The organism is Streptomyces sp. NPDC090108 (assembly GCF_044747185.1).
In the GTDB taxonomy this organism is placed as follows: Bacteria; Actinomycetota; Actinomycetes; order Streptomycetales; family Streptomycetaceae; genus Streptomyces.
The window spans coordinates 61694-86152 of the sequence record NZ_JBIVDQ010000005.1; the positions used below are offsets into that span (position 1 = coordinate 61694).

General features: G+C 71.9%; 18 protein-coding genes and 3 tRNA genes. 17 read left to right on the forward strand and 4 right to left on the reverse strand.

From position 1 onward, the window contains the following. Positions 1-26 precede the first annotated feature (26 nt). Together ACIPRD_RS18575 and ACIPRD_RS18580 are read left to right on the forward strand one after the other, a co-directional pair. Positions 27-99: transfer RNA gene (locus tag ACIPRD_RS18575), tRNA-Ala, on the forward strand. 173 nt (positions 100-272) lie between these two features. Further along, a tRNA-Ala gene (locus ACIPRD_RS18580) sits at positions 273-345 on the forward strand. 53 nt (positions 346-398) lie between these two features. On the opposite strand, the gene ACIPRD_RS18585 is transcribed toward ACIPRD_RS18580, so the two are convergent. Beyond that, positions 399-1310, reverse strand: coding sequence for a helix-turn-helix transcriptional regulator (locus tag ACIPRD_RS18585; RefSeq protein WP_356397478.1), 912 nt, complete (start codon positions 1308-1310; stop codon positions 399-401). Positions 1311-1645: 335 nt separating this feature from the next. Between ACIPRD_RS18585 and ACIPRD_RS18590 the strand changes: the two genes are divergently transcribed. From ACIPRD_RS18590 to ACIPRD_RS18605, 4 genes are all read left to right on the forward strand, one after another. Next, positions 1646-3010: an MFS transporter gene (locus ACIPRD_RS18590; RefSeq protein WP_401565138.1), complete on the forward strand. Its 1365-nt coding sequence runs from the start codon at positions 1646-1648 to the stop codon at positions 3008-3010. Between the two features lie 69 nt (positions 3011-3079). After that, positions 3080-3253, forward strand: a complete 174-nt coding sequence (locus tag ACIPRD_RS18595; RefSeq protein ID WP_356397481.1) for a hypothetical protein — start codon at positions 3080-3082, stop codon at positions 3251-3253. A 3-nt stretch (positions 3254-3256) separates the two neighbouring features. Next, a complete protein-coding gene (locus ACIPRD_RS18600; RefSeq protein ID WP_006136074.1) occupies positions 3257-3490 on the forward strand; it encodes a hypothetical protein in 234 nt (77 codons plus the stop codon). 159 nt (positions 3491-3649) lie between these two features. Next, positions 3650-3722, forward strand: a tRNA-Ala gene (locus ACIPRD_RS18605). 188 nt (positions 3723-3910) lie between these two features. Here the strand turns inward: ACIPRD_RS18605 and ACIPRD_RS18610 are convergent. Next, on the reverse strand, positions 3911-5521 hold the full coding sequence (locus ACIPRD_RS18610; protein WP_401564291.1) for an NADH-ubiquinone oxidoreductase-F iron-sulfur binding region domain-containing protein: 1611 nt from the start codon (positions 5519-5521) through the stop codon (positions 3911-3913). Further along, a complete protein-coding gene (locus ACIPRD_RS18615) occupies positions 5518-6804 on the reverse strand; it encodes a cytochrome b/b6 domain-containing protein (protein WP_401564293.1) in 1287 nt (428 codons plus the stop codon). The genes ACIPRD_RS18610 and ACIPRD_RS18615 overlap by 4 nt, the downstream gene beginning before the upstream one ends. Before the next feature lie 418 nt (positions 6805-7222). On the opposite strand from ACIPRD_RS18615, the gene leuS reads away from it, so the two are divergent. The 9 genes from leuS (at position 7223) to holA (ending at position 19447) form a co-directional block, all read left to right on the forward strand. Then, complete coding sequence (gene leuS / locus ACIPRD_RS18620) at positions 7223-10102, forward strand: leucine--tRNA ligase (protein ID WP_401564295.1); 2880 nt, start codon at positions 7223-7225, stop codon at positions 10100-10102. Between the two features lie 141 nt (positions 10103-10243). Then, positions 10244-10909 (forward strand): hypothetical protein, encoded by a 666-nt coding sequence (locus tag ACIPRD_RS18625; protein ID WP_401564297.1) that lies wholly within the window; start codon positions 10244-10246, stop codon positions 10907-10909. 129 nt (positions 10910-11038) lie between these two features. Further along, positions 11039-11884 carry a DegV family protein gene (locus tag ACIPRD_RS18630; RefSeq protein ID WP_401564299.1) on the forward strand — a complete coding sequence of 282 codons (846 nt, stop codon included), beginning with the start codon at positions 11039-11041 and terminating at the stop codon, positions 11882-11884. 763 nt (positions 11885-12647) lie between these two features. Further along, complete coding sequence (locus ACIPRD_RS18635; protein ID WP_401564301.1) at positions 12648-13268, forward strand: helix-hairpin-helix domain-containing protein; 621 nt, start codon at positions 12648-12650, stop codon at positions 13266-13268. 98 nt (positions 13269-13366) lie between these two features. After that, a complete protein-coding gene (locus ACIPRD_RS18640) occupies positions 13367-15961 on the forward strand; it encodes a ComEC/Rec2 family competence protein (protein WP_401564303.1) in 2595 nt (864 codons plus the stop codon). 31 nt (positions 15962-15992) lie between these two features. After that, positions 15993-16832: an arylamine N-acetyltransferase gene (locus ACIPRD_RS18645; protein ID WP_401564305.1), complete on the forward strand. Its 840-nt coding sequence runs from the start codon at positions 15993-15995 to the stop codon at positions 16830-16832. 125 nt (positions 16833-16957) lie between these two features. Continuing rightward, positions 16958-17839 carry a YceI family protein gene (locus ACIPRD_RS18650; RefSeq protein WP_356399059.1) on the forward strand — a complete coding sequence of 294 codons (882 nt, stop codon included), beginning with the start codon at positions 16958-16960 and terminating at the stop codon, positions 17837-17839. 285 nt (positions 17840-18124) lie between these two features. Then, positions 18125-18370, forward strand: a complete 246-nt coding sequence (locus tag ACIPRD_RS18655) for a hypothetical protein (protein WP_356397507.1) — start codon at positions 18125-18127, stop codon at positions 18368-18370. An 87-nt stretch (positions 18371-18457) separates the two neighbouring features. Then, entirely contained in the window at positions 18458-19447 is a 990-nt protein-coding gene (holA, locus tag ACIPRD_RS18660; protein WP_356397510.1) for a DNA polymerase III subunit delta, read from the forward strand. Positions 19448-19787: 340 nt separating this feature from the next. Here the strand turns inward: holA and rpsT are convergent, their stop codons facing one another. Beyond that, a complete protein-coding gene (rpsT, locus tag ACIPRD_RS18665) occupies positions 19788-20054 on the reverse strand; it encodes a 30S ribosomal protein S20 (protein ID WP_007503526.1) in 267 nt (88 codons plus the stop codon). Positions 20055-20278: 224 nt separating this feature from the next. Between rpsT and lepA the strand changes: the two genes are divergently transcribed. Both lepA and ACIPRD_RS18675 read left to right on the forward strand, forming a co-directional pair. Then, positions 20279-22153, forward strand: coding sequence for a translation elongation factor 4 (gene lepA, locus ACIPRD_RS18670; protein ID WP_356397514.1), 1875 nt, complete (start codon positions 20279-20281; stop codon positions 22151-22153). 260 nt (positions 22154-22413) lie between these two features. Continuing rightward, positions 22414-24288, forward strand: coding sequence for an AMP-dependent synthetase/ligase (locus ACIPRD_RS18675; RefSeq protein ID WP_401564309.1), 1875 nt, complete (start codon positions 22414-22416; stop codon positions 24286-24288). The last annotated feature ends 171 nt before the right edge of the window (positions 24289-24459 follow it).

Sequence of the window (24459 nt, forward strand, 5' to 3'; positions counted from 1 at the left end):
CGCCCCGCCGAGCGGGAAGAACGCAAGGGGCTATAGCTCAGTTGGTAGAGCGCCTGCATGGCATGCAGGAGGTCAGGAGTTCAATTCTCCTTAGCTCCACTGATCGACACTCTCTGGAGTTGTCAAGGATCGGTGATGAGGATCCCGTCCCCTCAGGGGGCGGGATCTTCCGCTTTCCCGGGCTTCGCGATTCCGGATCGTGCGATTTCCGTTTTCCGGCAGGTCACAGGTAGAGTTCTTCCTGTTCACCGCGCCGAGCGGGAAGAACGCAAGGGGCTATAGCTCAGTTGGTAGAGCGCCTGCATGGCATGCAGGAGGTCAGGAGTTCAATTCTCCTTAGCTCCACTGATCGACACTCTCTGGAGTTGTCAAGGATCGGTGACGAGGATCCCGTCCCCTCAGGGGGCGGGATCTTTCGCGTTCCAGCGGCGGATGATCTCGGTCGCCTCGTCGTCCGCCGGCGGCCACAGCCGCTGTCTCCGCTCCCGCAGTGCCGCCACCTTCGCGCGCGCTCCCTCGTCCTCCGGCGTGTAGACCACGATCCGGCACTCGGGCATCCCGTCGATCGACAGGGACTGCGAGGTCATCCGCAGCTCGCCCACGGCCGGATGACGGAACGTCTTCACGCGCGGCCCCGGCGGTATGACCTCACCACTCGCCCACAGTTCCGCGAAGCGCGGGCTCACCTCCGACAGCCCGCGTATGTAGTCCTCCCAGGCCGGCTCGCCCACGTGTCTGCCGTAGGAGGAGCGCAGCGTCGCGACCATCACGGGCAGCTCGGCGTCCCGGTAGACCACGGGGCAGCGCTCCGCCGGCACCGTGAGGAGCGTCCACAGCACGTTCGGCACGCCGATCCGGAGCGTCTCCGGCACCACGAAGAGGTCGCGGTAGGCGGGGTTGGTGGCCAGGACGTCGTAACGCGAGTTGTAGACCACGGCGGGCAGCGGGTCGAGCGCGTCGATGACGCCCTGCACCTCCGCGCCGACCTGCCGGGCCAGCCGCTGCGGGGTCGGCTCGAAGGGCACCTCGGCCAGCCGGTACAGGTGCTCCCGCTCGGGCGGGTCGAGTCTCAGCGTGCGCGCGACCGCGTCCAGCACCTGCGCCGAGGCGTTGATCGGCCGGCCCTGCTCCAGCCACGTGTACCAGGTCACCCCCACCCCCGAGAGCTGGGCGACCTCCTCCCGCCGCAGGCCGGGCGTGCGCCGCCGCAGCCCCGGCGGCATCCCCACGTCTGCCGGTGTCACCCTGGCCCGCCTGGCGCGCAGGAAAGCCGCCAGTTCCGGCCTGCGCCGCTGTGCCGTCGTCCCCATCGCCGAAGCCCCCGTCCCCCGTCGTACCGCCTCATCGTCCCTGCCCGCGCAGGGTGTTGCCAGGTGCTGCCGGTACCAGCATCAGCGGGCACTCGGCACCCGTACCGGCACGTCGTCAGGCTCGGCGCATGACGACGACACCCCGAACCGGGCCGGTTTCCGCGCCCGTCGCGAACCCTGCGGACAGTGAAGCACCCGCCACTGACAGTGAAGCCCTCCCGGCCGGCCCGGACGTGTCCGCCGCCGGCGGCGACACCCCCGCCGCAGCCGGAGGGGGCGTCACACACAGTGAAGCACCCGCCACCGACAAACGGGCCCGGCTCCTGCTCGCGGCCCTGCTCACCGCCCTGTTCATGGCGGTCCTGGACGTCTTCATCGTGAACGTGGCGGCCCCCACCATGGGTTCCGAACTGCACGCCACGGGGTCCGGACTGCAACTGGTGATCGCCGGCTACGCCATCACCTACTCCGTGCTGCTGATCACCGGCGCCCGGCTCGGCGACCGCCTCGGTCACGGCCGCGTCCACCTCACGGGCCTCGCCGTGTTCACGGCCGCCTCGCTCGCCTGCGGCCTGGCGCAGGGGACCACCGAGCTGATCGCCTTCCGGCTCGTGCAGGGGGCGGGCGCCGCGCTGATGATCCCGCAGGTGCTCAGCATCATCCAGCGGACCTTCACCGGCGAGGCCCGCGTGCGCGCGCTCGGCGTCTACTCGGCCGTCCTCGCCGTGGCCGCGGCCGCCGGGCAGATCGTGGGCGGGCTGCTGGTCGGCGCCGACCTGTTCGGCACCGGCTGGCGCCCGGTGTTCCTGGTCAACGTGCCGGTGGGTGCCGTGCTGCTGGTCCTGGGCCGGAGGGTGCTGCCGATGGGTGCCGGTGCCGGGCGGGAGCGGTCCCGCACCCTCGACGTGCCCGGCCTGCTGCTGCTCGGCGCGTCCGTGTCCCTGCTGACGGTGCCGCTCGTGCTCGGGCAGGAGCAGGACTGGCCGCTGTGGTCCTGGCTGTCGCTCGCCGCCGCCGTCGTACTGTTCGCGCTGTTCTGCGGGCACGAGTCCCGGCTGGCCCGGCGGGGCGGCGCGCCCCTGGTCGCGCCCCGGGTGCTGCGCCACCCCGGTATGGGTACGGCCGTGCTGCGGATCCTGGCCGTGATGTCCGTCAACGCGGGCTTCCTGTTCACCCTGACCCTGCACGTGCAGGGCGGACTCGGGTACAGCGCGCTGCGGGCCGGCCTGAGTCTCGCGCCGACCGCGGTCGTCTTCGGAGCGGTCGGGCTGACCTGGCGCAGGTGGCCCACAGGCTGGCAGCGGGCGCTCGCCCCGGCCGGGTTCGCGTTCACCGCGGCGGGCGTGGCCGCGGTGGGACTGGCCTTCCGCGGCGGAGGCGACGGGGGAGCGGTCCTCTGGGCGGGCTACGCCGTGGTGGGTGTCGGCCTGGCGCTGGCCTTCGGGCCGACCCTCACCGGGGCCCTCGCCACGGTGCGGCCCGAGGACGCGGCGGACGCCAGCGGGCTGCTGGCGACGGTGACCCAGCTCGGGCAGCTGATCGGCGTCGCGGCCTTCGGCACACTGTTCCTCAACCGGCTTGAGTCACATGGTGCCTTGGGGGCGTATACCTCTGCGGAGGCGTTCTCGTGGTCCGCGTGGGCGCTGGCCGGGACGGCGATGGCGGGGGTCGTGTCCGGACTGGTACTCAGGCGTCGCTGACCGGCCCGGTCCGGCCGTGGCAGAATCAAACGGCCGGTAGGGGGCGCGGCCCGACGGGAGGGAGCAGTGATGCCTGCGAGCATCCTCGAGGAGGTCGGCCACCTCCTCGGTGCGGGGTTGGCACAGGACACATCCACCCGGCTCAGCTGCCCTTCCTGCGGGTCCGCGCATGTGGCCCAAGTCCTCGGCGACAACGGCGGGATCTCCTACGTGTGCACGGCCTGCGGCCACAGCTGGAGCTGAGCGATGGGTGCACACCGGCGGAAGTGCGACTGGTGCGGGAGCGGCACGCCGATCGTCCGCGACATGGAGCCGATCAATCCCGACTACCAGTACTGGTGCGAGGAATGCGCGCGGGCGCTGATCATAAAAGGCGACCCGATCGAGACCTACCGCGAGCTGGAGGGCGAGCCGATCTACGGCCGCCTGCTCGAGGAGCACTGCACCCTCAAGAGGTTCTACTCCTTCGTCACGGCCTGACCGGGCCTGCCCGCACGCGCCCCCTCGACGCGCGGGCAGGGCAGGGGAAACGGACATAACGCCCGCAGGGGGCCGGGGTCGGGAACTGATTTGGTGCTGCACCCCGGGGACCGTGTAATGTTGGCGTCGTCGCCAGGGAGACCGGGCGGCGCACCGCAAGGGGCTATAGCTCAGTTGGTAGAGCGCCTGCATGGCATGCAGGAGGTCAGGAGTTCAATTCTCCTTAGCTCCACAGAAACCGAAGGCGGATCATCCTCAAAGATGGTCCGCCTTCGGCGTTTTCGCGCGGCCTTACGCGTTTTCTCGCTCCATGCGTTCTCGCCCGCCACGCGCGCGTGCCGTCCGGCGTTCCCGGCCGCTCACGACCGCGGCGGGCCACCCGGTCCGGATGGCCCGCCGCACGGTCGAGGGGGAGGTTGGTCAGCGCCCGAGTGCCCGGCGGCCGCGCCCCTGGGAGACGACCGGCAGATTGCGCGCCGGCGCCTGCCCGCGCGTGTCCTCCTCAAGACGCAGCGCCAGGGCCGGGCAGCGGCGCACCGCGCGGAGCGCCTTCGCCTCCGCGTAGCGCGGCACCTGAGCCTGGGCGACGGTCGGGAAGCCGTCCGCGCCCAGCTCGAAGACCTCCGGCAGGATGTCCGCGCACAGTCCGTGGCCCCGGCACAGCGTCCAGTCGACGTGGATCTTCTGGCGGCTGCCGCCGGTGTCCTGCGGCTCCCCGCCGCCCGGGACGCCCGTCGGGGCCCTGCCTCCCTCGAAGAGCGGCAGAACGCCCTCCACGGGCCTTCCGCAGCCGTCTCCGAGGACGTGGGCGGCGAGGTCGTCGGTGAAGGCCTTGATCGTCGATTCCAGGAACATCGCCGAGCCGTCCGGGTGCGAGCACGCGCCGCGTCGCTTCACGCTCTTGGCGACCTGCTTCAGCGCCTCCAGGGCGGCCGGACCGCCCCCGTTGATGATGTCCTCCAGGCCGCGTGCCGCCGCGGGCAGACCGAGGTAGCAGGGGCCGCACTGGCCGGCGCTCTCCTCGGCCAGCCACTGGGCCACCCGCAGCGACTCGCCCAGCGGGCAGGTCTCCTGACTGATCGGCAGGATCGCGCCGGCGCCGAGCGCCCCGCCCACCGCGTCCAGCGAGTTGCGGGAGACGACCGCCTCGTTCACGGTCGCCGCGTCGATCCACTTGCCGTGGTAGCCGCCGGTGAGCACGCCCTGCGGCATCGGCGGGGCGCCGGCCAGCTGCAGCACGTAACGCAGCGGGACGCCCGTGGGCACCTCGATCACCATGGGGCGGGCGACCGCGCCGGAGACCGTGAGCATGACGGTTCCCGGCTCGTCGTACAGGCCGGTGTTGCCGTAGCGCTCCGGGCCGATACGGGCGGCGATGGCCAGTTGCGCGAAGGTCTCCGCGTTCGACAGCAGGGTGGGCGCGCCGCCGACGCCGCTCTTGGAGGCGCTGACCTTGCGGCCGGGCGGGATCGCCGGGCCGCCGTCCACCGAGCGGATCAGCGAGGCGGCGGCACCGGTGACCATGCGCACCGGGTTGCGCTGCACCCAGGCGCGCAGCGCGGACTTGCGGGTGTTGCTCAGGCCGCGCTCGGCGAGCGCGGCCTCCATGGAGCGCTGCGTGGACTCCCGGGTCACGCCGATGACCAGCGTGCGGGCGCCCATGGCCTCGGCGCACAGCAGGGCGCCGTCCAGGATGAGGTGCGGGGCACGGTTGATGAGCACCGTGTCCTTGCGGCAGGCCGGCTCGTCCTCACTGCCGTTGACGACGACGACCGGCCGTACGCCGCGTTTGATCGCCGCCTCGGCGACCGTGCGCAGCTTCTTGTGGAAGGGGAAGCCCGCGCCGCCGCGGCCCCTGAGATTGATGCGCTCGGAGAGCTGGGCCAGCTGTTCGCCGCCCAGAGGCTCGAGCGGCCCGTGCACCTTCAGGTGCATGGGCAGATCGAGCCTCTCCACAAGGTCGAAGCCCGACGTGAGCTGGGGAAGTCCGACCACGCGGACTTCGGGTACGTCGGGCAGGGCCTCGTTCACCTATAGCCTCCGGAGGGCATGTTCCAAGGTTCGCCCGAACCCGGGGCGTCGAAGGACGCACCGGGGGTTGGTTCAGTGGCGGGACCGCTGTTGAACGTGTCACCCGAGTTGTACGTCGCGTAGCGCTGGTTCGTCTCACCGGTGTTGCGCACATCACCTCCGGGGTACCCGGCGGCGCCCGGATTGCCGTATGCGGGGATGTTGTACCCGGTGTCCTGCAACGGGTCGTACGCCGACGGCGGGGCCTCGCCGACCGGCGGCGGGGAGGGGATCGGCCAGCTGCCCGAGGTGCTGGACGGACCGTCCGCGAGCGGCATGGCCTGCATCGGCTGCAGGTCGAGCGGCAGGTCCGTGCGCGGGCCCTGGCCGCTCTGGAAGGGGCCCTGCGGGCCGCCCGGGATGTTCGCCGTCCGGTAGGCGGCGGCGAAGCCGGGCTCCGGGGCGGGAGCGGCGGGCGTCTGGTACAGCGGCGCGGAGCCGCGCCCCGGCGCGTCGGCGCCCGCCCTGCGCTGCTCGCGCCGGCCCTCGAAGCCCTGCCCGCGTCCCTCACCGGCCCGGGAGCGGCTCGCCTCGAGCTCGTCCATGCCGGACATCTCGGAGCTGCCGAAGACCCGGACGAGGCGGTCGGCGAGGCGGCGCTTCACGGGGCGCGGGGCGGAACGCAGCGCCAGGGCGGCCATCACGCCCAGCAGGGAGATGCTGTAGAGGATCACGAAGACCGGCTTCGCCTGGCGACCCGCGTAGAGCCCGTGCACCAGGGCGGCGCACCAGGCCGGGTAGGCCAGCATGTGCATGGCCCGCCAGCGGGCCGCGACGGGGGCCGGGGCCGCGAAGTTGCTGCGCAGCGCGCCGGTGACGCCGACGAAGATCATCAGCAGGCCCGCGAGCGAGCCCAGTCCGATCAGGCCGCCGCTTCCGGTGAAGCCGAGGGAGAAGGGGATGAGCGCGGCGATCACCTGGGTGTGGTCCAGGGCGATCTTGGTGGTGATGTGCAGCAGGAGGAAGGCGATCGAGGCGACCGCGGTCGTCCGGTGCACCGCCTGGCCGACGATCCGCTGGCGTGTGTTCAGGAAGATCCGGTCCTGTGCGAACAGGCCCCAGATCACCGAGCAGCTGAGCGAGACGAGGGACAGTACGCCCGCGCCGAAGTTCAGGAACTCTTGGAACTGGCTGCCTCCGACCAGCACGATCACGGGTATCAGCAACAGGACGACAGCCGAAGCCACCCCATAGGCCGACCGGCCGGGCTTGGGGAGCGAGCTGTTACTACGACGAGGGTTCATGGGGGCAACTCCGAGCAGTTTCGGGAAAGCGGTCCCGCTGCCGAACTCTAGGTGGCGCCATACCGATCAGTACGAGGTTTCAGTTGTTGCGTGGTTATCAAAGGACAATCCCACTGGGGACGATGTCCCTTAGCGGGTGTTACGCGAAGTAATCCTTGACCTTCGTTCAGCTCTGGTCGGGTTTCGTGGCCTGTCCCCATGCCATACGCAAGCGCGTGGCCGCTTGCTCAAGCGCTGCGGTACCCTAGCGCCATGCGTGCCGTACGCCTTCTGCTTAGCGGGCCGCGCTGATCAGTCCCGACCACCGGTCGAATCCGTGGTCGGCATCGGCGCGGCGTCCCCTCCTGTGCGAGGGGCTTTTTCGTTTCTTTGGATGTCACAGCCGCAGGCAGAGACGATCGATGGAGCTTTGAGGATCATGAGCGAGACGAACCCCGCTGCCACTGCCACGTCGGCGGAGGTAGCGCCGCACCGCTACACGGCCGCCATGGCAGCCGACATCGAGGCACGCTGGCAGGACTTCTGGGACGCCGAGGGCACCTACGCGGCGCCGAACCCCACGGGCGACCTGGCGGGCGACCCCGAGCTGGTCGCGCGGCCCAAGAAGTTCATCATGGACATGTTCCCCTACCCCTCGGGCGCCGGCCTGCACGTCGGCCACCCCCTCGGGTACATCGCCACCGACGTCTTCGCGCGCTTCCAGCGCATGACCGGCCACAACGTCCTGCACACCCTGGGCTTCGACGCCTTCGGCCTGCCCGCCGAGCAGTACGCCGTGCAGACCGGCACGCACCCGCGCGTGTCCACCGAGGCCAACATCGAGAACATGAAGGCCCAGCTGCGCCGGCTGGGCCTGGGCCACGACCGGCGCCGCTCGTTCGCCACGATCGACCCGGACTACTACAAGTGGACCCAGTGGATCTTCCTGCAGATCTTCAACTCCTGGTACGACGAGGAGGCGAAGCAGGCCCGCCCGATCGCCGAGCTGATCGCGCGCTTCGAGTCCGGTGAGCGCCCGGTCCCGGGCACCACGCGCGCGTGGAGCGAGCTGAGCGAGATCGAGCGCGCCGACGTCCTGGGCGAGTACCGCCTGGCCTACGCCTCCGAGTCGCCGGTCAACTGGTGCCCCGGCCTGGGCACCGTGCTGGCCAACGAGGAGGTCACCGCGGACGGCCGCTCCGAGCGCGGGAACTACCCGGTCTTCAAGTCCAAGCTGCGCCAGTGGAACATGCGCATCACCGCCTACGGCGACCGCCTGCTGGAGGACCTGGACGAGCTGGACTGGCCCGAGGCCATCAAGCTGCAGCAGCGCAACTGGATCGGCCGCAGCGAAGGCGCCCGCGTCGACTTCCCGATCGACGGCGAGCACATCACGGTCTTCACCACCCGCCCGGACACCCTGTTCGGCGCGACCTACATGGTGCTGGCCCCCGAGCACCCGCTGGTCGAGAAGTTCACCCCCGGGGCATGGCCCGAGGGCACGCACGACGTGTGGACCGGCGGTCACGCCACCCCGGCCGAGGCCGTCGCCGCCTACCGCGCGCAGGCCGCCTCCAAGTCCGACGTGGAGCGCCAGGCCGAGGCCAAGGACAAGACCGGCGTCTTCACCGGCGCGTTCGCGACCAACCCGGTCAACGGCGAGCAGGTCCCGGTCTTCATCGCCGACTACGTCCTGATGGGCTACGGCACCGGCGCGATCATGGCCGTCCCGGCGGGCGACCAGCGTGACTTCGAGTTCGCGCGCGCCTTCGAGCTGCCCGTCCACTGCATCGTCGAGCCGACCGACGGCCGCGGCACGGACACCTCCACGTGGGAGGACGCCTTCAGCTCCTACGACGCGAAGATCGTCAACTCGGCGAACGACCGCATCAGCCTGGACGGCCTGGGCGTCGCCGAGGCCAAGGCGCGCATCATCGAGTGGCTGGAGCGCGAGGGCGTCGGCCGGGGCACCGTCAACTTCCGTCTGCGTGACTGGCTGTTCAGCCGCCAGCGCTACTGGGGCGAGCCCTTCCCGATCGTCTACGACGAGGACGGTGTCGCCCACGCGCTGCCCGAGTCGATGCTGCCGCTGGAGCTGCCCGAGGTCGAGGACTACAGCCCGCGCACCTTCGAGCCCGACGACGCCGACACCCGGCCCGAGACCCCCCTGTCGCGCAACGCGGAGTGGGTCAACGTCACCCTGGACCTGGGCGACGGGCCGAAGAAGTACCGCCGCGAGACCAACACCATGCCCAACTGGGCCGGTTCCTGCTGGTACGAGTTCCGCTACCTGGACCCGCACAACGAGCGCGCGCTGGTCGACCCCGCGATCGAGCAGTACTGGATGGGACCGCGCGAGGGCACCCCGCACGGCGGTGTCGACCTGTACGTCGGCGGCGCCGAGCACGCGGTGCTGCACCTGCTGTACGCCCGCTTCTGGTCCAAGGTGCTGTTCGACCTGGGTCACGTCTCCTCCGCGGAGCCGTTCCACAAGCTGTACAACCAGGGCATGATCCAGGCCTACGTCTACCGCGACAGCCGTGGCATCGCGGTGCCCGCCGCCGAGGTGGAGGAGCGCGACGGCGCCTACTACTTCGAGGGCGAGCAGGTCAGCCGCCTGCTGGGCAAGATGGGCAAGTCCCTGAAGAACGCGGTCACGCCGGACGAGATCGCCGCCGAGTACGGTGCCGACACCCTGCGCCTGTACGAGATGGCCATGGGCCCCCTGGACGTCTCCCGCCCGTGGGACACGCGCGCGGTGGTCGGCCAGTTCCGGCTGCTGCAGCGGCTGTGGCGCAACATCGTCGACGAGAACACCGGCGAGGTCACCGTCACCGGTGCCGAGGCCGACGAGGACACGCTGCGTGCCCTGCACAAGGCGATCGACGGCGTCCGCCAGGACCTGGAGGGCATGCGCTTCAACACCGCCATCGCCAAGCTCACCGAGCTGAACAACCACCTGACCAAGTCCGGCGGCGTGCTGCCGCGCTCCGTGGCCGAGTCCCTGGTGCTGATGGCGGCGCCGCTGGCCCCGCACATCGCCGAGGAGCTGTGGCGCCGCCTGGGCCACACCGAGTCGGTCGTCCACCAGGACTTCCCGGTCGCCGACCCCGCCTACGTGGTCGACGACACGGTGACCTGCGTCGTGCAGATCAAGGGCAAGGTCAAGGCCCGCCTGGAGGTGTCGCCGTCCATCTCCGACGAGGAGCTGGAGAAGGTGGCGCTGGCCGACGAGAAGGTCGTCGCGGCACTGGACGGCGCCGGTATCCGCAAGGTGATCGTGCGCGCGCCCAAGCTGGTCAACATCGTTCCCGCGTGATGACCGGACGCCCGGCGCCGCAGGCATCGGGGTAGTCCCTTAAGGGCAGGTTCGGGGTCCAGCTGGAACCTCGGGCCTGCCCGCTGCGTTTACCGTGGAGAACGCGGCGGCCCGCGCCGCGCCGGCCGGAGGAGGAGCGTCATGGAAACAGTGCTCACCGTGTTCGCAGTCCTCTTCCTGCTCCTCGTCGGCCTGGGCGTCTACGCCACGGTCAAAGCGGTCGGCGCCGCCAGACGCGGGGTGGACCGCACCCTCGCGCAGGCCCGCCGCACGGTCGAGGACCACACCCTGCGCGCCAAGTCCCTCGCCCAGCCCGGCCCCGCCGGCCAGATCGCCCAACTCCGGCTCACCCTGCGCACATCGATGCGCGCCACCCAGGACGCGCTGCACGCGGGCGCGGCCGAGGACGAGTCGCTGAAGGAGTCCCTCGGCCTCTTCGCGCGCCTCAGCGCGCACGGACAGGAACTGGACGCCGACCTCAGGCGCCTGGAGTCGGAGCCCGACCGCGCCGCGCTCGCCGCCCTCCTGCCCGAACTGCGCGGCCGCGCCGAACGCATCACCCGGTCCGCGGACTCCCTGCGCTGGGCCGCCCGCGACCGGGCCCGCCGGTTCGCCGACGACGACCTGGACACGCTCAGCACCCAGATCGACGTCGAGGCGGGCGCCCTGCGCCACTGGACACGAGCCGAGGAGGCCGCGGCCGGACCCGCCCCGGCCGAGCGGCCCGCCGCCCGCTCGATCACCCCGCCCGCCGCGCGCGGGTACGCCCCCTGGCAGAAGAAGCCGCGCCCCGAGAGCACCACCTGAACCAGCCCCTTCAGCACCGCCCGTTCCCGCCCCGGGAGCACGCCCCGATACGGACCCACGGGGCTCCCCGCCTCCGCCGGGCGGGGGCCGGACTGCCGGGCGGCGGCTACGGCAGGTAACCTCCAGCTCATGTCCCGCCATGTCGCGATCGTCACCGATTCAACGGCCTACCTGCCGCCCCGGTCGATGGAGCGACACGGCATCACAGCGGTTCCCCTGACCGTCGTCCTCGGCGACGAGGCCCTCGAAGAGGGCACGGAGATCTCCACCCGCGCCCTGGCCCAGGCGTTGCAGAAGCGGCGGTCCGTCACCACCTCCCGCCCCAGCCCGCAGGAGTTCGCGGAAACCTACCGCAGGGTCGCGGAGTCGGGCGCGACCGGCATCGTCTCCCTGCACCTGTCCGCCGAACTCTCCGGCACCTACGACGCGGCCGTCCTGGCCGCCCGGGAAGCACCGGTACCGGTAAGGGTCGTGGACACGGGCATGGTCGCGATGGCGCTCGGCTTCTGCGCGCTGGCCGCCGCCGCCGTGACGGAAGCGGGCGGCACCATGGACGAGGCCGTCACCGCGGCCGAGAAGCGCGCCGCGGGCACCACCGCCTACTTCTACGTCGACACCCTCGACTACCTGCGCCGGGGCGGCCGCATCGGCACCGCGCAGGCACTGCTCGGCTCCGCGCTCGCCGTCAAGCCCCTGCTCCAGCTGGACGACGGGCGCATCGAACTCCTCGAAAAGGTCCGTACGGCGTCCAAGGCCATCGCCCGCCTCGAGGAGATCGCCGCCGACCGGGCGGCCGGAGCCGAGGTCGACATCGCCGTGCACCACCTCGCGGCTCCCGAACGCGCCGCCGCGCTCGCCGACCGGCTGCGCGACCGGCTCCCCGGGCTGACCGACCTGCACGTCAGTGAGGTCGGAGCGGTCATCGGCGCGCACACCGGGCCGGGACTGCTCGGAGTGGTCGTCTCACCGCGCTGAGCCCGCGTATCCGGGGGCCGCCCTCACTCGTCCGGGTGGTGGAGTTGTCCACAACTGGGGCTGGATCCACGGAAACAGAGCAAGATCACCAGGGATCGGCGGGATGTTCCATCCTCGTCACATGGCACTCCGATCACGTACACGCGCACCCTCCGTCACCAGCGGCCCGGGCCGAGGCCCCGCCTCCGACGGCCGCACGCACCGGCGGCCGGCGCCTGGGAAAGGCCGCCCACGAGGCCGCCCGCCCGAGCCCGGGGAGGAACTGCGCCGACGTGCGGAACGCCTCTTCGGCGAACGCGCCTTCGCGCCCGCGGAACCGGCCGAGGGTGTGCCCGGGCACGGGACGCGGGCACGAGTGGCGACGGCACGGACCCTGGAGCCCACGGGCGATGCGGTGCCGGAAGCCGGGCCGGCGGCGGGGAGGATCGCGGGGGCGGGTGGCGTGTCGGCCTTGGGGTCGATCGCGGTGGCGGGTGGCGCCTCTTCCGGGGGGTCGATCGCGGAGGCGAGTGCGGTACCGGCCGTGGGGTCATCCGTCGGGCCGCCCGGTGATGGGAGTGGTGGGCCCGGTACGGGAACGGCCGCGGGGCCCGGTGCCGTGTCCGCGTGGCGACCGGCCGACAGCGCCCAACCTGCCGATTCCGAAGGGTGGCTGGAGGAGCCCGGGGCCGGGAGGACGCATTGGCGGGAGCGGGCCGGGTCCGCACTGCGGGAGCGGCTGCCGGTATGGGTGCAGGCACGGTGCGGGGTGGAGCGCCGGGGAGTGATCGCGCTGGCCGTGGTGCTCGTGGCCGCCGCCGCTCTCGCCGCCCAGCACTTCTGGTCGGGCCGTACACAGACCGTGAGCGCTCCACGGGTCACGCGTGCGCAGGTGCCTTACGCCGAGGGAGGTGACGGCACGGCGTCCGGCGCTCCCGCCCGAGCGTCCGCCTCGCCGGGCGGAGTGATCGTGGTGGACGTCAGCGGCAAGGTGCGCGAGCCCGGACTCCAGCGGCTGCCGGGCGGCTCGCGGGTGGCCGACGCGCTCAAGGCGGCCGGCGGGGTGCGACCGGGCACGAACACCGAGGGGATCAACCGCGCCCGGTTCCTGGTGGACGGCGAACAGATCGCTGTCGGGGTTCCTGCGACGGCGCTGCCCCCTCCGGCACCCGGCACCGCTGCCGGCGCGGCCCCGGCGGGGGCGGGCCCCACGACCCCGGTCTCCCTCAACACGGCGACCGCGGACCAGTTCGACACGCTGCCCGGGGTCGGTCCGGTACTGGCCCGGCACATCGTCGACTACCGCACCCGGCACGCCGGTTTCCGCTCGGTGGACGAACTGCGTCAGGTCGACGGCATCGGCGACAGGCGCTTCTCGGATCTGCGGACACTGGTGCGGCTGTGAGGGGGCGACGGGAAGACGGGGCTGTCCTGAGCGGCGGGGACGGCACGGACGGCGCCCGGACCAGGGAGGCCCGGTCCCGGCCGCCGGACCCGATGGAGATGGACCTCAGACTCGTCCCGCCCGCGCTCGCGGCCTGGGCGACGGCGGCCCTGTGCCTGACCGCCCCGCTGAGCTGGAGTCTCGCCGTCTCGCTCGGCTGTCTGGTCCTCGGTGTCCTCCTGCTCGCGGCCCGGGGCGCCACGGCTCCCCGACGCCCCGCGCGTTCCGGTCGCGCCGGGACACGGGCCGCGGCGGCGGCCGTCATGCTCTGTGCCGCCGCTGCCGCGGTCTCCGCCGGACTGCACGGAGAGGACGTGCGGCGGGGGCCGGTGCCCGAGGCGGCCCGGCGGTTCGCGAGCGTGACCGCCGAGGTCGAGCTGAGCGGCGACCCCTGGCTGAGCAGACCCCGGGTGCGGGGTGACCACGCGGCGCCGGTGGCGGTGCTGGTGCGGGCCGAGGTGCGCACTCTCGACGACGGAGTACCGGGGAAGGCGGGAGCGACGGACCCGGCGAAAGGGAGGACGGACGGGGACGCGGACGAGGCCGGGGGAGAGGGAGGGCGAGAGGTGCGGACGCGCAGCCCTGTCCTCCTCGTCGTGGACACGGACGTCCCGGTCCCCGCCGGACGAGACGGAGGCTCAGGTCCGGGGCCGCCGGTGAGCGGAACTCCCGCTGTGGCACGGGGCGACGGTGCCGGGGACGAGCAAGCCGGCTGGCTCGGCCTGCTGCCGTCCACCCGGCTGAGGGTGAGCGGCCGGCTCGCGCCGGCCCTGACGAGCGGTGACCGGACCGCGGCCGTGCTCCGGGTGCGGAAGTGGCCCGCCCCCGAACTGGTGGGCGGCCCCAGCACGTCGCAGCGGCTGGCCGGCCGGCTCAGAGCCGGTCTGCGGGAGGCGACCGAGGGACTCCCGGCGGACGCGCGGGCGCTGCTTCCGGGCCTGGTCGTCGGGGACACCTCACGGATCACGCCCGAACTGGACGCCGCCTTCAAGGCGACCGACCTGACGCACACCCTCGCGGTCTCCGGCAGCAACCTCACGATCCTGCTCGCCCTGCTCATCGGCCCGCCCGGCCTGGCCCAGCGGACCGAGCGCCGCGGACTCGCCCCACGCCTGGGTCTCTCCCTGCGGGCCACCGCGCTGTTCGCGGGCGCGCTGACGCTCGGCTTCGTGATCGTGTGCCGTCCCGACCCCAGCGTGCTGCGGGCGGCTGCCTGCGGCACGGTCGCCCTGCTGGCCCTCGCGACCGGGCGCCGCAGATCCCTGCTCCCCGCGCTCGCCACGACCGTCCTGCTGCTGGTCCTCTACGACCCCTGGCTGGCCCGCAGTTACGGCTTCCTGCTCTCGGTGCTGGCCACCGGCTCGCTGCTCCTGCTGGCACCCCGCTGGAGCGAGGCGCTGCGCGGACGCCGCGTTCCCGGACGCGCCGCCGAGGCGCTGGCCTCTGCAGCGGCGGCGCAGGCGGTGTGCGCGCCGGTCGTGGCGATGCTGTCGGCCCGGGTGAGCCTGGTGGCGGTGCCCTGCAACCTGCTGGCCGAGGCGGCGGTCGCGCCGGCCACCGTGCTGGGCTTCGCGTCGCTCGCGGCGGCGACCGTCGCGATGCCCGTGGCCCGGGCGCTCGCCTGGTGCGCCGGCCACCCGGCCGCATGGATCGCCGGGGTCGCCAGGGCCGGTGCGGGGCTGCCCGGCGGGGGAGTGGACTGGCCCGGGACCTGGGCCGGAGCGCTGCTGCTCGCGGCCGTCACCGTGGCCGTGGTCCTGGCCGGACGGCGCCTGCTGGGGCATCCGTGGTGGTGCGGCGCGCTCGGCTTGATGCTGCTTCTGGCGGTCGTACGGCCGCCTCCGCTCACCCGGGTGGCCACGGGCTGGCCGCCGCCGGGGTGGCGGTTCGCGATGTGCGACGTCGGGCAGGGGGACGCCACCGTGCTGGCGGCGGGCGACGGAGCGGGAGTGGTCGTGGACGCCGGACCCGACCCCGTGCTCGTGGACCGCTGCCTGCGGGAGCTGGGCATCACACGCATCCCCCTCGTCATCCTGACCCACTTCCACGCCGACCACGTCGCGGGACTGCCCGGAGTGCTCAGAGGCCGCTCGGTGGCCGCGATCGAGACCACGGACTTTGACGAACCGGCCGACCAGGCCGCGTCGGTGAGGAAGGAGGCCGCCGAACGGCACATCCCGGTCGGCCGGGCCGCCGCGGGCGAGGAACGGCGTACCGGAGAACTCACCTGGCGGGTGCTGTGGCCCGAGCCGGCCCCGGCACCGGCGCCGGAGCCGGACGGCCCGAACGACGCGTCCGTCGTGCTCCTCGCCCGCACCGGCGGACTGCGGCTGCTGCTCCTCGGGGACCTGGAGCCACCGGCACAGCGCGAGCTGCTCCACTCGGCGGCGGCGGCCGACCTGGCCGGTGTCGACGTGCTCAAGGTCGCCCACCATGGCTCGGCGTACCAGGACCCCGAGCTGATACGGCTGGTGTCCCCGCGGGCGGCCCTCGTCTCCGCGGGCGCCGGAAACCCCTACGGCCACCCGGCACCGGTGACCGTGGCCGCGCTGGAGGCGGGCGGTGCGACGGTGCTGCGCACGGACCGGGACGGATCCCTGGCGGTCGGCGGCACGGGCGGGGCGAAGGGCCGGCTGTACGTGAGCAGGCAGTGAACGGCGGCCCTGGAGCGGCCAGACTGGGCGCATGAACTCAGCACAGGCAGACGCCTACCTGCGGCGCCTGGGTGCCGCGCGTCCCGGACGGCCCACCGGCGAGGCCCTGCGCGAGCTGCACCTGCGCCATCTGCGGACCGTCCCGTTCGAGAACCTGTCGATCCATCTCGGCGAGGAGATCGTGCTGGAGGAGAAGTCCCTCCTGGGCAAGCTGGTCGGGTCGCGGCGCGGCGGCTTCTGCTACGAACTCAACGGAGCCTTCGGCGCGTTGCTCACCGCCCTCGGCTACGAGGTCCGGTTGCTCGCGGCGCGGGTGTACGGGGAGGGGGAGCGGCTGGGCATCCCGTACGGCCATCTCGCGCTGCGGGTGGGGACGGTGGAGGGCGACGACTGGCTGGTGGATGTCGGGTTCGGCGCGCACAGCCACCATCCGCTGGCCGTCGGCGTGCGCGGGGACCAGACGGACCCCGGCGGGACGTTCAGGGTGGTGGAGGCCGGGCCGGAATCGCCCGGGGTGCCCGGCGACGCGGGCCCGTCCGGACCGGTGGACCTGGACGTCGTCCGGGACGGTGCGCGGCAGTACCGGCTGGAGACACGGCCCCGGGCGCTGGGGGACTTCACGGCCGGGGCGTGGTGGCAGGCCACGTCGCCGCGGTCCCACTTCACCCGGTCCCTGGTGTGCTCGCGGGTCACGGACGAGGGCGGCCGGATCACCCTGAGCGGACGGACGTTGACGGCGACCGCCCCGGGCGGGAGGAAGGAGGTACGGGAACTGGACCGGGAGGAGGAGGTGTTGGCCACATACCAGGACGTGTTCGGGATCGGCCTGAGCGAGGTGCCGACCGTGCGGAACCCAAGCGGGAACGGCTAATTCGGACGAGTTCCGGCGCATGCGACTGTTTCCGCTGATGTAGGCCTGTGTTGCTCGAAATTCACATCGGTGATCGAATAACCCTTCGGCAACAGATGATGTCGAGGTGCACAGGGGTGTCGTACATGTTCGGTCGCTGGCTGGAGAATCGGGCGAGCCGGGTCCATCGGGCGAATCCCCTGGCGGCGGTGCGCACGCCCGCCGACGCGGGCGTCCTGAGCTGCCGTGTACTCGACCCGGTCAACGAGCCGGTGAGCCATGCGGAGTTCACGGTCAGCGACAGCATGGGCCGCAAGGTGGTCGGCGGCGGCACGGATCCCTACGGGTCGTTCATGGCGAACGTGCCGGCGGGGGAGTACCGGCTCGCGGTGTCGGCCGAGGGATACCGGCCCTACCGGGCCACGGCACTGGTCGGGGAGAACTCGCTCGCCTCGCTGGGCGATGTGACCCTCCAGGTCGCGCAGCCGCCCGCGCCGCCCGCGCCGGGCGACTGGACGATCGAGCCGGCCCACTCCTCGATCGCGTTCACCGCGCGGCACATCGGACTGGCCCGTATCCACGGACGGTTCAACTCCTTCGCTGGAGCCGTGCGGATCGCCGACCGGATGGAGCACTCGGCGATGCACGTCGTGATCGACGCGGCGTCCATCGACACGAGCGTCGGGATGCGCGACGACCACCTGCGCTCGCCCGACTTCCTGGACGTGCAGCGGTTTCCGACCCTTGAGTTCTACAGCGAGCGCTTCGTGCACCGGGGCGGCACCCGCTGGGCCGTCACCGGCGCGCTGTCGCTGCACGGCGTGACGCGCACCGTCACGCTCGACACCGAGTACCTGGGCCTCGGCAACGGCATGGAGGGCGAGGTCCGGGCGGCCTGCCGGGCCACCACCGAACTCCACCGCGACGACTACACCGTCAGCTGGCAGACCATGCTGGCCCGGGGCATCGCGGTGGTGGGCCCGAGCATCCGCGTCGAACTGGACGTGCAGATCGTCCAGGCCGGCTGACTTCCGCGGACCGCCGGGCGGGCGGTCCGCCTGCGGCCCGGCGCGCCATCGGCTCCGCGCGCCATCGGCCCGGCGTACGGTCCGGCGCGCGGGCGGTCCGGCCGTGCCGGCCCCACGCCGCCCACGCCACCCGCGCCACCCGCGCCACCCGCGCCGCCCACGCCGCCCACGCCGCCCACGGCCCGGACTCCGGTACGGCCCGTTCCGCCTCCCTCCCTCACCTGGCGCTTCGGCCTCGTCCTGACCTGGTGCTTCGGCTCCGCCGGCGTGCCGGAGAATGGCTGGGTGAGTGAAGTGAGACATGTGCTGGTGCTGCCCGACCGTGATGCCGCCGAGGAGGCGGCCGAGGCGCTCGGGGAGCGCTTCGGCATCGACGAGGAACCCCAGCTCGTCCGGGACGCCCTGGCCGGCGAGGACGACGCCGAGGACGCCCAGTGGCTGGTCGTCCTGCACGACGAGAGCGAACGCCTGGACCCCGCCGAGCTGGACGCGCTGGCGCGGGAGTGGGACGGCTGGCGCGAGGAGCCGTGACCCCGAGACGGTCTCCGGGTCGTTTCGGGGGCCGGTCAGAGTGCGCGGGCCGGTTCGTTGTCGGTGCCGCGTGGGATGCTGTCAGTGATGGCCAGAAAGACTGCGAATGACGACCCTCTCGCCCCGGTGACCCTTGCCGTGGGCCAGGAGGACCTCCTGCTCGACCGTGCCGTGCGGGAGGTGGTGGCCGCCGCCAGGGCCGCCGACGCCGACACGGACGTACGCGACCTCACCCCGGACCAGCTCCAGCCCGGCACCCTTGCCGAGCTGACCAGTCCCTCGCTCTTCGCCGAGCGCAAAGTCGTGGTCGTACGCAACGCACAGGATCTGTCGGCCGACACCGTCAAGGACGTGAAGGCGTACCTGGGTGCGCCCGCGGAGGAGATCACGCTCGTGCTGCTGCACGCGGGCGGGGTGAAGGGCAAGGGGCTGCTGGACGCCGCGCGCAAGGCGGGCGCGCGGGAGGTGGCCTGTCCGAAGATGACCAAGCCGGCCGACCGGCTGGCGTTCGTGAGAGGGGAGTTCCGGGGCCTCGGGCGGTCGGCGACCCCCGAGGCGTGCCAGGCGCTCGTCGACTCGATCGGCAGCGACCTGCGCGAGCTGGCCTCCGCGGCGACTCAGCTCGTCGCCGACGTCGAGGGGACGATCGACGAGGCCGTGGTCGGCCGCTACTACACCGGGCGGGCCGAGGCGTCCAGCTTCACGGTCGCCGACCGGGCGGTCGAGGGGCGGACGGCCGAGGCGCTGGAAGCGCTGCGATGGTCGCTCTCCACCGGGGTGGCGCCGGTGCTGATCACCAGCGCGCTGGCCCAAGGGGTGCGCGCGATCGGAAAGCTCTCGTCGGCGCGGGGCGGCCGCCCCGCCGACCTGGCCCGTGAACTGGGCATGCCCCCCTGGAAGATCGACCGGGTCCGCCAGCAGATGCGGGGGTGGACCCCGGACGGCGTGGCCGTGGCGCTGCGCGCGGTCGCCGAGGCCGACGCCGGCGTCAAGGGCGGCGGAGACGACCCGGGGTACGCGCTGGAGAAGGCCGTCGTGACGATCGCGCGAGCGGCCAGGTCACGAGGGCGCGGGTAGCCAGACCCCTCCGGGGGAGGGGGAGCAGCCCGGGCCGTTCACCCGACCCGGGCCCCCAAACCGGGCCCCCAACCCCGCCGCCGGCGTCCCCCCCCCAGCGCCCCCACCTCCAACGCTCTCCCTCGGCACCCGTCCCCCAGCCACCCCACACCCTGCCTCCGGGCATGCCGAAGGCCCCGGCGCCCTCCCGGGGAGGGTGGGCATCGGGGCCTTGGGCCAAGCTGCTGGAGTCACACCCGCGTGGCGAACGCAGGCCGCGTATGACTCCGGGGTGCCGGACGGGAGCGGATGAGAGAGGGCCCGCTCTGGGTCCTTCCGGCGATCAGATCAGAAGGGAGTTTCAGCCCTTGAGCGCGACGACCTTGGAAGCAAGCGCCGACTTCTTGTTGGCGGCCTGGTTCTTGTGGATGACGCCCTTGGAGACGGCCTTGTCGAGCTGACGCGCGGCAGCGCGCTGGTACTCGGTGGCCTTCTCGACGTCACCCGCGGCAGCGGCCTCGCGGGCCTTGCGGATGGCGGTCTTCAGGGAAGACTTGACGGCCTTGTTGCGCAGCCGGGCCTTCTCGTTGGTCTTGATCCGCTTGATCTGGGACTTGATGTTCGCCACGAAGGAGCCTTTTCAGGTTCTGGTACGGAACCGCTCGGGTCCCGGACCGATATCCAAAATTTCCTGTCGTGCCTCGCGCTGAGAGGGCATGAGGCACAGCCGCCTACACTACCAGTGGCTGCGCCGACGGCCCAAAACGGCCCCCAGCCCTTCCCCGTGGGACCATGGAGGCTACGTAACGATCCGACCCGAGGCATAAGGCGCCTCAAGAGACAGGACCCTGCGTGCCCGCGACCCCTAAGCATGTGCCCGAGCCGAGCCGTACCGCCCCGGCGCTGATCCGCAATTTCTGCATCATCGCGCACATCGACCACGGCAAGTCCACGCTCGCCGACCGGATGCTCCAGCTGACCGGTGTGGTCGAGCAGCGGCAGATGCGTGCTCAGTACCTCGACCGGATGGACATCGAGCGCGAGCGCGGCATCACGATCAAGTCCCAGGCGGTGCGTCTGCCCTGGGCCCCCACCGAGGGCCCCGACCAGGGTGCGACGCACATCCTCAACATGATCGACACCCCGGGGCACGTCGACTTCACGTACGAGGTCTCGCGGTCGCTGGCCGCCTGCGAGGGAACCGTCCTCCTCGTCGACGCCGCCCAGGGCATCGAGGCCCAGACCCTCGCCAACCTCTACCTGGCGATGGAGAACGACCTCAAGATCATCCCCGTGCTGAACAAGATCGACCTGCCGGCCGCCCAGCCGGAGAAGTTCGCCGAGGAGCTGGCGAACCTGGTCGGCTGCGACCCGTCCGACGTGCTGAAGGTCTCGGCCAAGACCGGCCTCGGCGTCGACGCGCTGCTGAACAGGGTCGTCGAGGAGATCCCGGCCCCGGTCGGTGTCGCCGACGCGCCCGCCCGCGCGATGATCTTCGACTCGGTCTACGACTCGTACCGCGGTGTCGTGACCTACGTCCGTGTCATCGACGGCCAGCTCAACAAGCGCGAGCGCATCAGGATGATGTCGACCGGCGCGACCCACGAGCTGCTGGAGATCGGCGTCAGCTCGCCCGAGATGCTCCCGGCGGACGGCCTCGGCGTCGGTGAGGTGGGCTACCTCATCACCGGCGTGAAGGACGTCCGGCAGTCCAAGGTCGGTGACACCGTCACCAGCCAGTCGAAGGGCGCCACCGAGGCGCTCGGCGGTTACAAGGACCCGAAGCCGATGGTCTTCTCGGGCCTGTACCCGCTCGACGGTTCGGACTACCCCGAGCTGCGCGAGGCCCTGGACAAGCTCCAGCTGAACGACGCCGCGCTGGTCTACGAGCCGGAGACCTCCGCGGCCCTCGGCTTCGGATTCCGCGTCGGCTTCCTCGGCCTGCTGCACCTGGACGTGATCCGGGAGCGCCTGGAGCGCGAGTTCGGCCTCGACCTGATCGCCACCGCCCCGAACGTGGTCTACCGCGTGGTCATGGAGGACGGCAGCGAGCATGTCGTCACCAACCCGAGCGAGTTCCCCGAGGGCAAGATCGACGAGGTGTACGAGCCGGTCGTGCGCGCCACCATCCTGGCGCCCACGGAGTTCATCGGCTCGATCATGGAGCTGTGCCAGACCCGGCGCGGCACCCTGCTCGGCATGGACTACCTCTCCGAGGACCGGGTCGAGATCCGCTACACGCTGCCGCTCGCGGAGATCGTCTTCGACTTCTTCGACCAGCTGAAGTCCAAGACCCGCGGCTACGCCTCGCTCGACTACGAGCCCACCGGCGAGCAGACCTCCAGCCTGGTGAAGGTCGACATCCTGCTGCACGGAGACAAGGTCGACGCCTTCTCCGCGATCACCCACAAGGACGCGGCGTACGCGTACGGCGTGCGGCTCGTGGCCAAGCTGCGCGAGCTCATCCCGCGGCAGGCCTTCGAGGTGCCGATCCAGGCCGCCATCGGCTCGCGGGTCATCGCCCGCGAGACCATCCGCGCCATCCGCAAGGACGTCCTCGCCAAGTGCTACGGCGGTGACATCTCCCGTAAGCGGAAGCTGCTGGAGAAGCAGAAGGAAGGCAAGAAGCGGATGAAGATGGTGGGTTCCGTGGAGGTTCCGCAGGAGGCCTTCATCGCGGTTCTCTCCAGCGATGACGCGGCGGGATCGGGCAAGGGCAAGAAGTAGCCGGGAGCAACCATCCGTCGGGTCCGCAAAAAGGACACGCAGGGGCCCGCCGCACGAAAGTGCGGCGGGCCCTTTCGTATGCGTAGCGTCGCTCCGAGTGGAAAGTGACAGGCCGAAGCCCCTTACGCCGCAGCCGGTCGCCCCTTACGCTGATCCCTGCTCGATAGTTACTCGCGAGTTAAACAACAGCCCGAAACCTCACCGTGAGTTAATCCAGCCGCACCGAGTCAGCCGCGCTGCCGCGGGCCCCGGAGGATGTCGTGAGCGACACACAGACCCTGATCGAGAATCGCCCGCCGTCCGTGGCGGCCCTCTTCCTGGAGCGCGTGGCGGCCACGCCGGACGCCGAGGCGTACCGCTATCCGGTGCCGTCGGCCGGTGGCGCGGGCCCCGACGAGTGGAAGTCGCTGACCTGGGGCGAGGCGGCGGGGCGGGTGCACGCGATCGCGGCCGGCCTCATCGAGCTGGGCATCGAGCCGGAGCAGCGCGTGGCGCTCGCCTCCTCGACCCGGGTCGAGTGGATCCTCGCGGACCTCGGCATCATGTGCGCGGGCGGCGCCACCACGACCGTCTACCCGCAGACCAACGCGGACGAGTCGGCGTTCATCCTCTCCGACTCCGAGAGCCGGGTGCTGATCGCCGAGGACGCGGCCCAGGTGGCCAAGGCGCTGGAGAAGCGTGCCGACCTGCCGCAGCTGACCAAGGTCGTCGTCGTCGACCCGGCCGGCGCCGAGACCGGTGACTGGGTCATCACGCTCGCCGAGCTGGAGGAGCGCGGCGCGGCCTATCTCCAGCAGCACCCCGAGCTGATCAAGGAGCGGGTCGGCGCGATCACCGCCGACCAGCTCGCCACCCTCATCTACACCTCCGGCACCACCGGCCGCCCCAAGGGCGTGCGCCTGCCGCACGGCAACTGGTCGTACATGGCGAAGGCCACCACGGCGACCGGCCTGATCACCGGCGACGACGTGCAGTATCTGTGGCTGCCGCTCGCCCACGTCTTCGGCAAGGTCCTCACCTCCGGCCAGATCGAGGTCGGCCACGTCACGGCCGTCGACGGACGCGTCGACAAGATCATCGAGAACCTGCCGGTGGTACGGCCGACCTACATGGCCGCCGTGCCGCGCATCTTCGAGAAGGTCTACAACGGGGTCGCCGCCAAGGCCCGCGAGGGCGGCCCGGCCAAGTACCGGATCTTCAAGTGGGCCGCCGAGGTCGCCCGCGAGTACGCCAAGGTGAGCCAGGACAACTTCCGGCACACCGGGAGCGCGTCCGTGCCGTTCGGACTCGCCGCCAAGCACAAGGCGGCCGACGCCCTCGTCTACACCAAGCTCCGTGAGGCCTTCGGCGGCCGGCTGCGCGCCTGTGTCTCGGGCGCCTCCGCACTCTCCCCGGAGATCGGCTACTTCTTCGCCGGCGCCGGCATCCACATCCTTGAGGGCTACGGCCTGACCGAGACCTCCGCCGCCTCCTTCGTGAACCCGGGCGAGGCCTACCGCACCGGCACGGTCGGCAAGCCGCTGCCCGGCACCGAGGTCCGCATCGCCGACGACGGCGAGATCCTGCTGCGCGGCCCCGGCGTGATGGAGGGCTACCACCAGCAGGCCGAGAAGACCGCCGAGGTGCTGGAGTCCGACGGCTGGTTCCACACCGGTGACATCGGCGAGCTGTCGCCCGACGGCTACCTGCGCATCACCGACCGCAAGAAGGACCTCATCAAGACCTCCGGCGGCAAGTACGTCGCGCCGGCCGAGGTCGAGGGGCAGTTCAAGGCGGTGTGCCCGTTCGTCTCCAACATCCTGGTGCACGGCGCCGACCGGAACTACTGCACCGCCCTGATCGCGCTCGACGAGCCCACGATCCTCGGCTGGGCCAAGGAGAACGGCCTGGAGGGCAAGGCGTACGCCGAGGTCGTGGCCGCCCCGCAGACGGTCGAGCTGATCGACGGCTATGTGAAGCGCCTCAACGAGGGGCTCCAGCGCTGGCAGACCATCAAGAAGTTCCGGCTGCTGCCGCGTGATCTCGACGTCGAGCACGGCGAGATCACGCCGAGCCTGAAGCTGAAGCGGCCGGTGGTGGAGCGGACGTACAAGCAGCTCATCGACGAGATGTACGCCGGGACGCGGGAGGCCTGACCCGTCCCGCGGGAGCGCGGGGCGCCAGCCCCGCGCACCCCTCGCGGCGGTGTCGGCCGCACCCCTCGCGGCGGTGTCGGCCGCACCCCTCGCGGCGGTGTCGGCCGCACCCCTCGCGGCGGTGTCGGCCGCGCCCTTCGCGGCGGGCGTGCCGCTTCCGGCGGCGTCCGT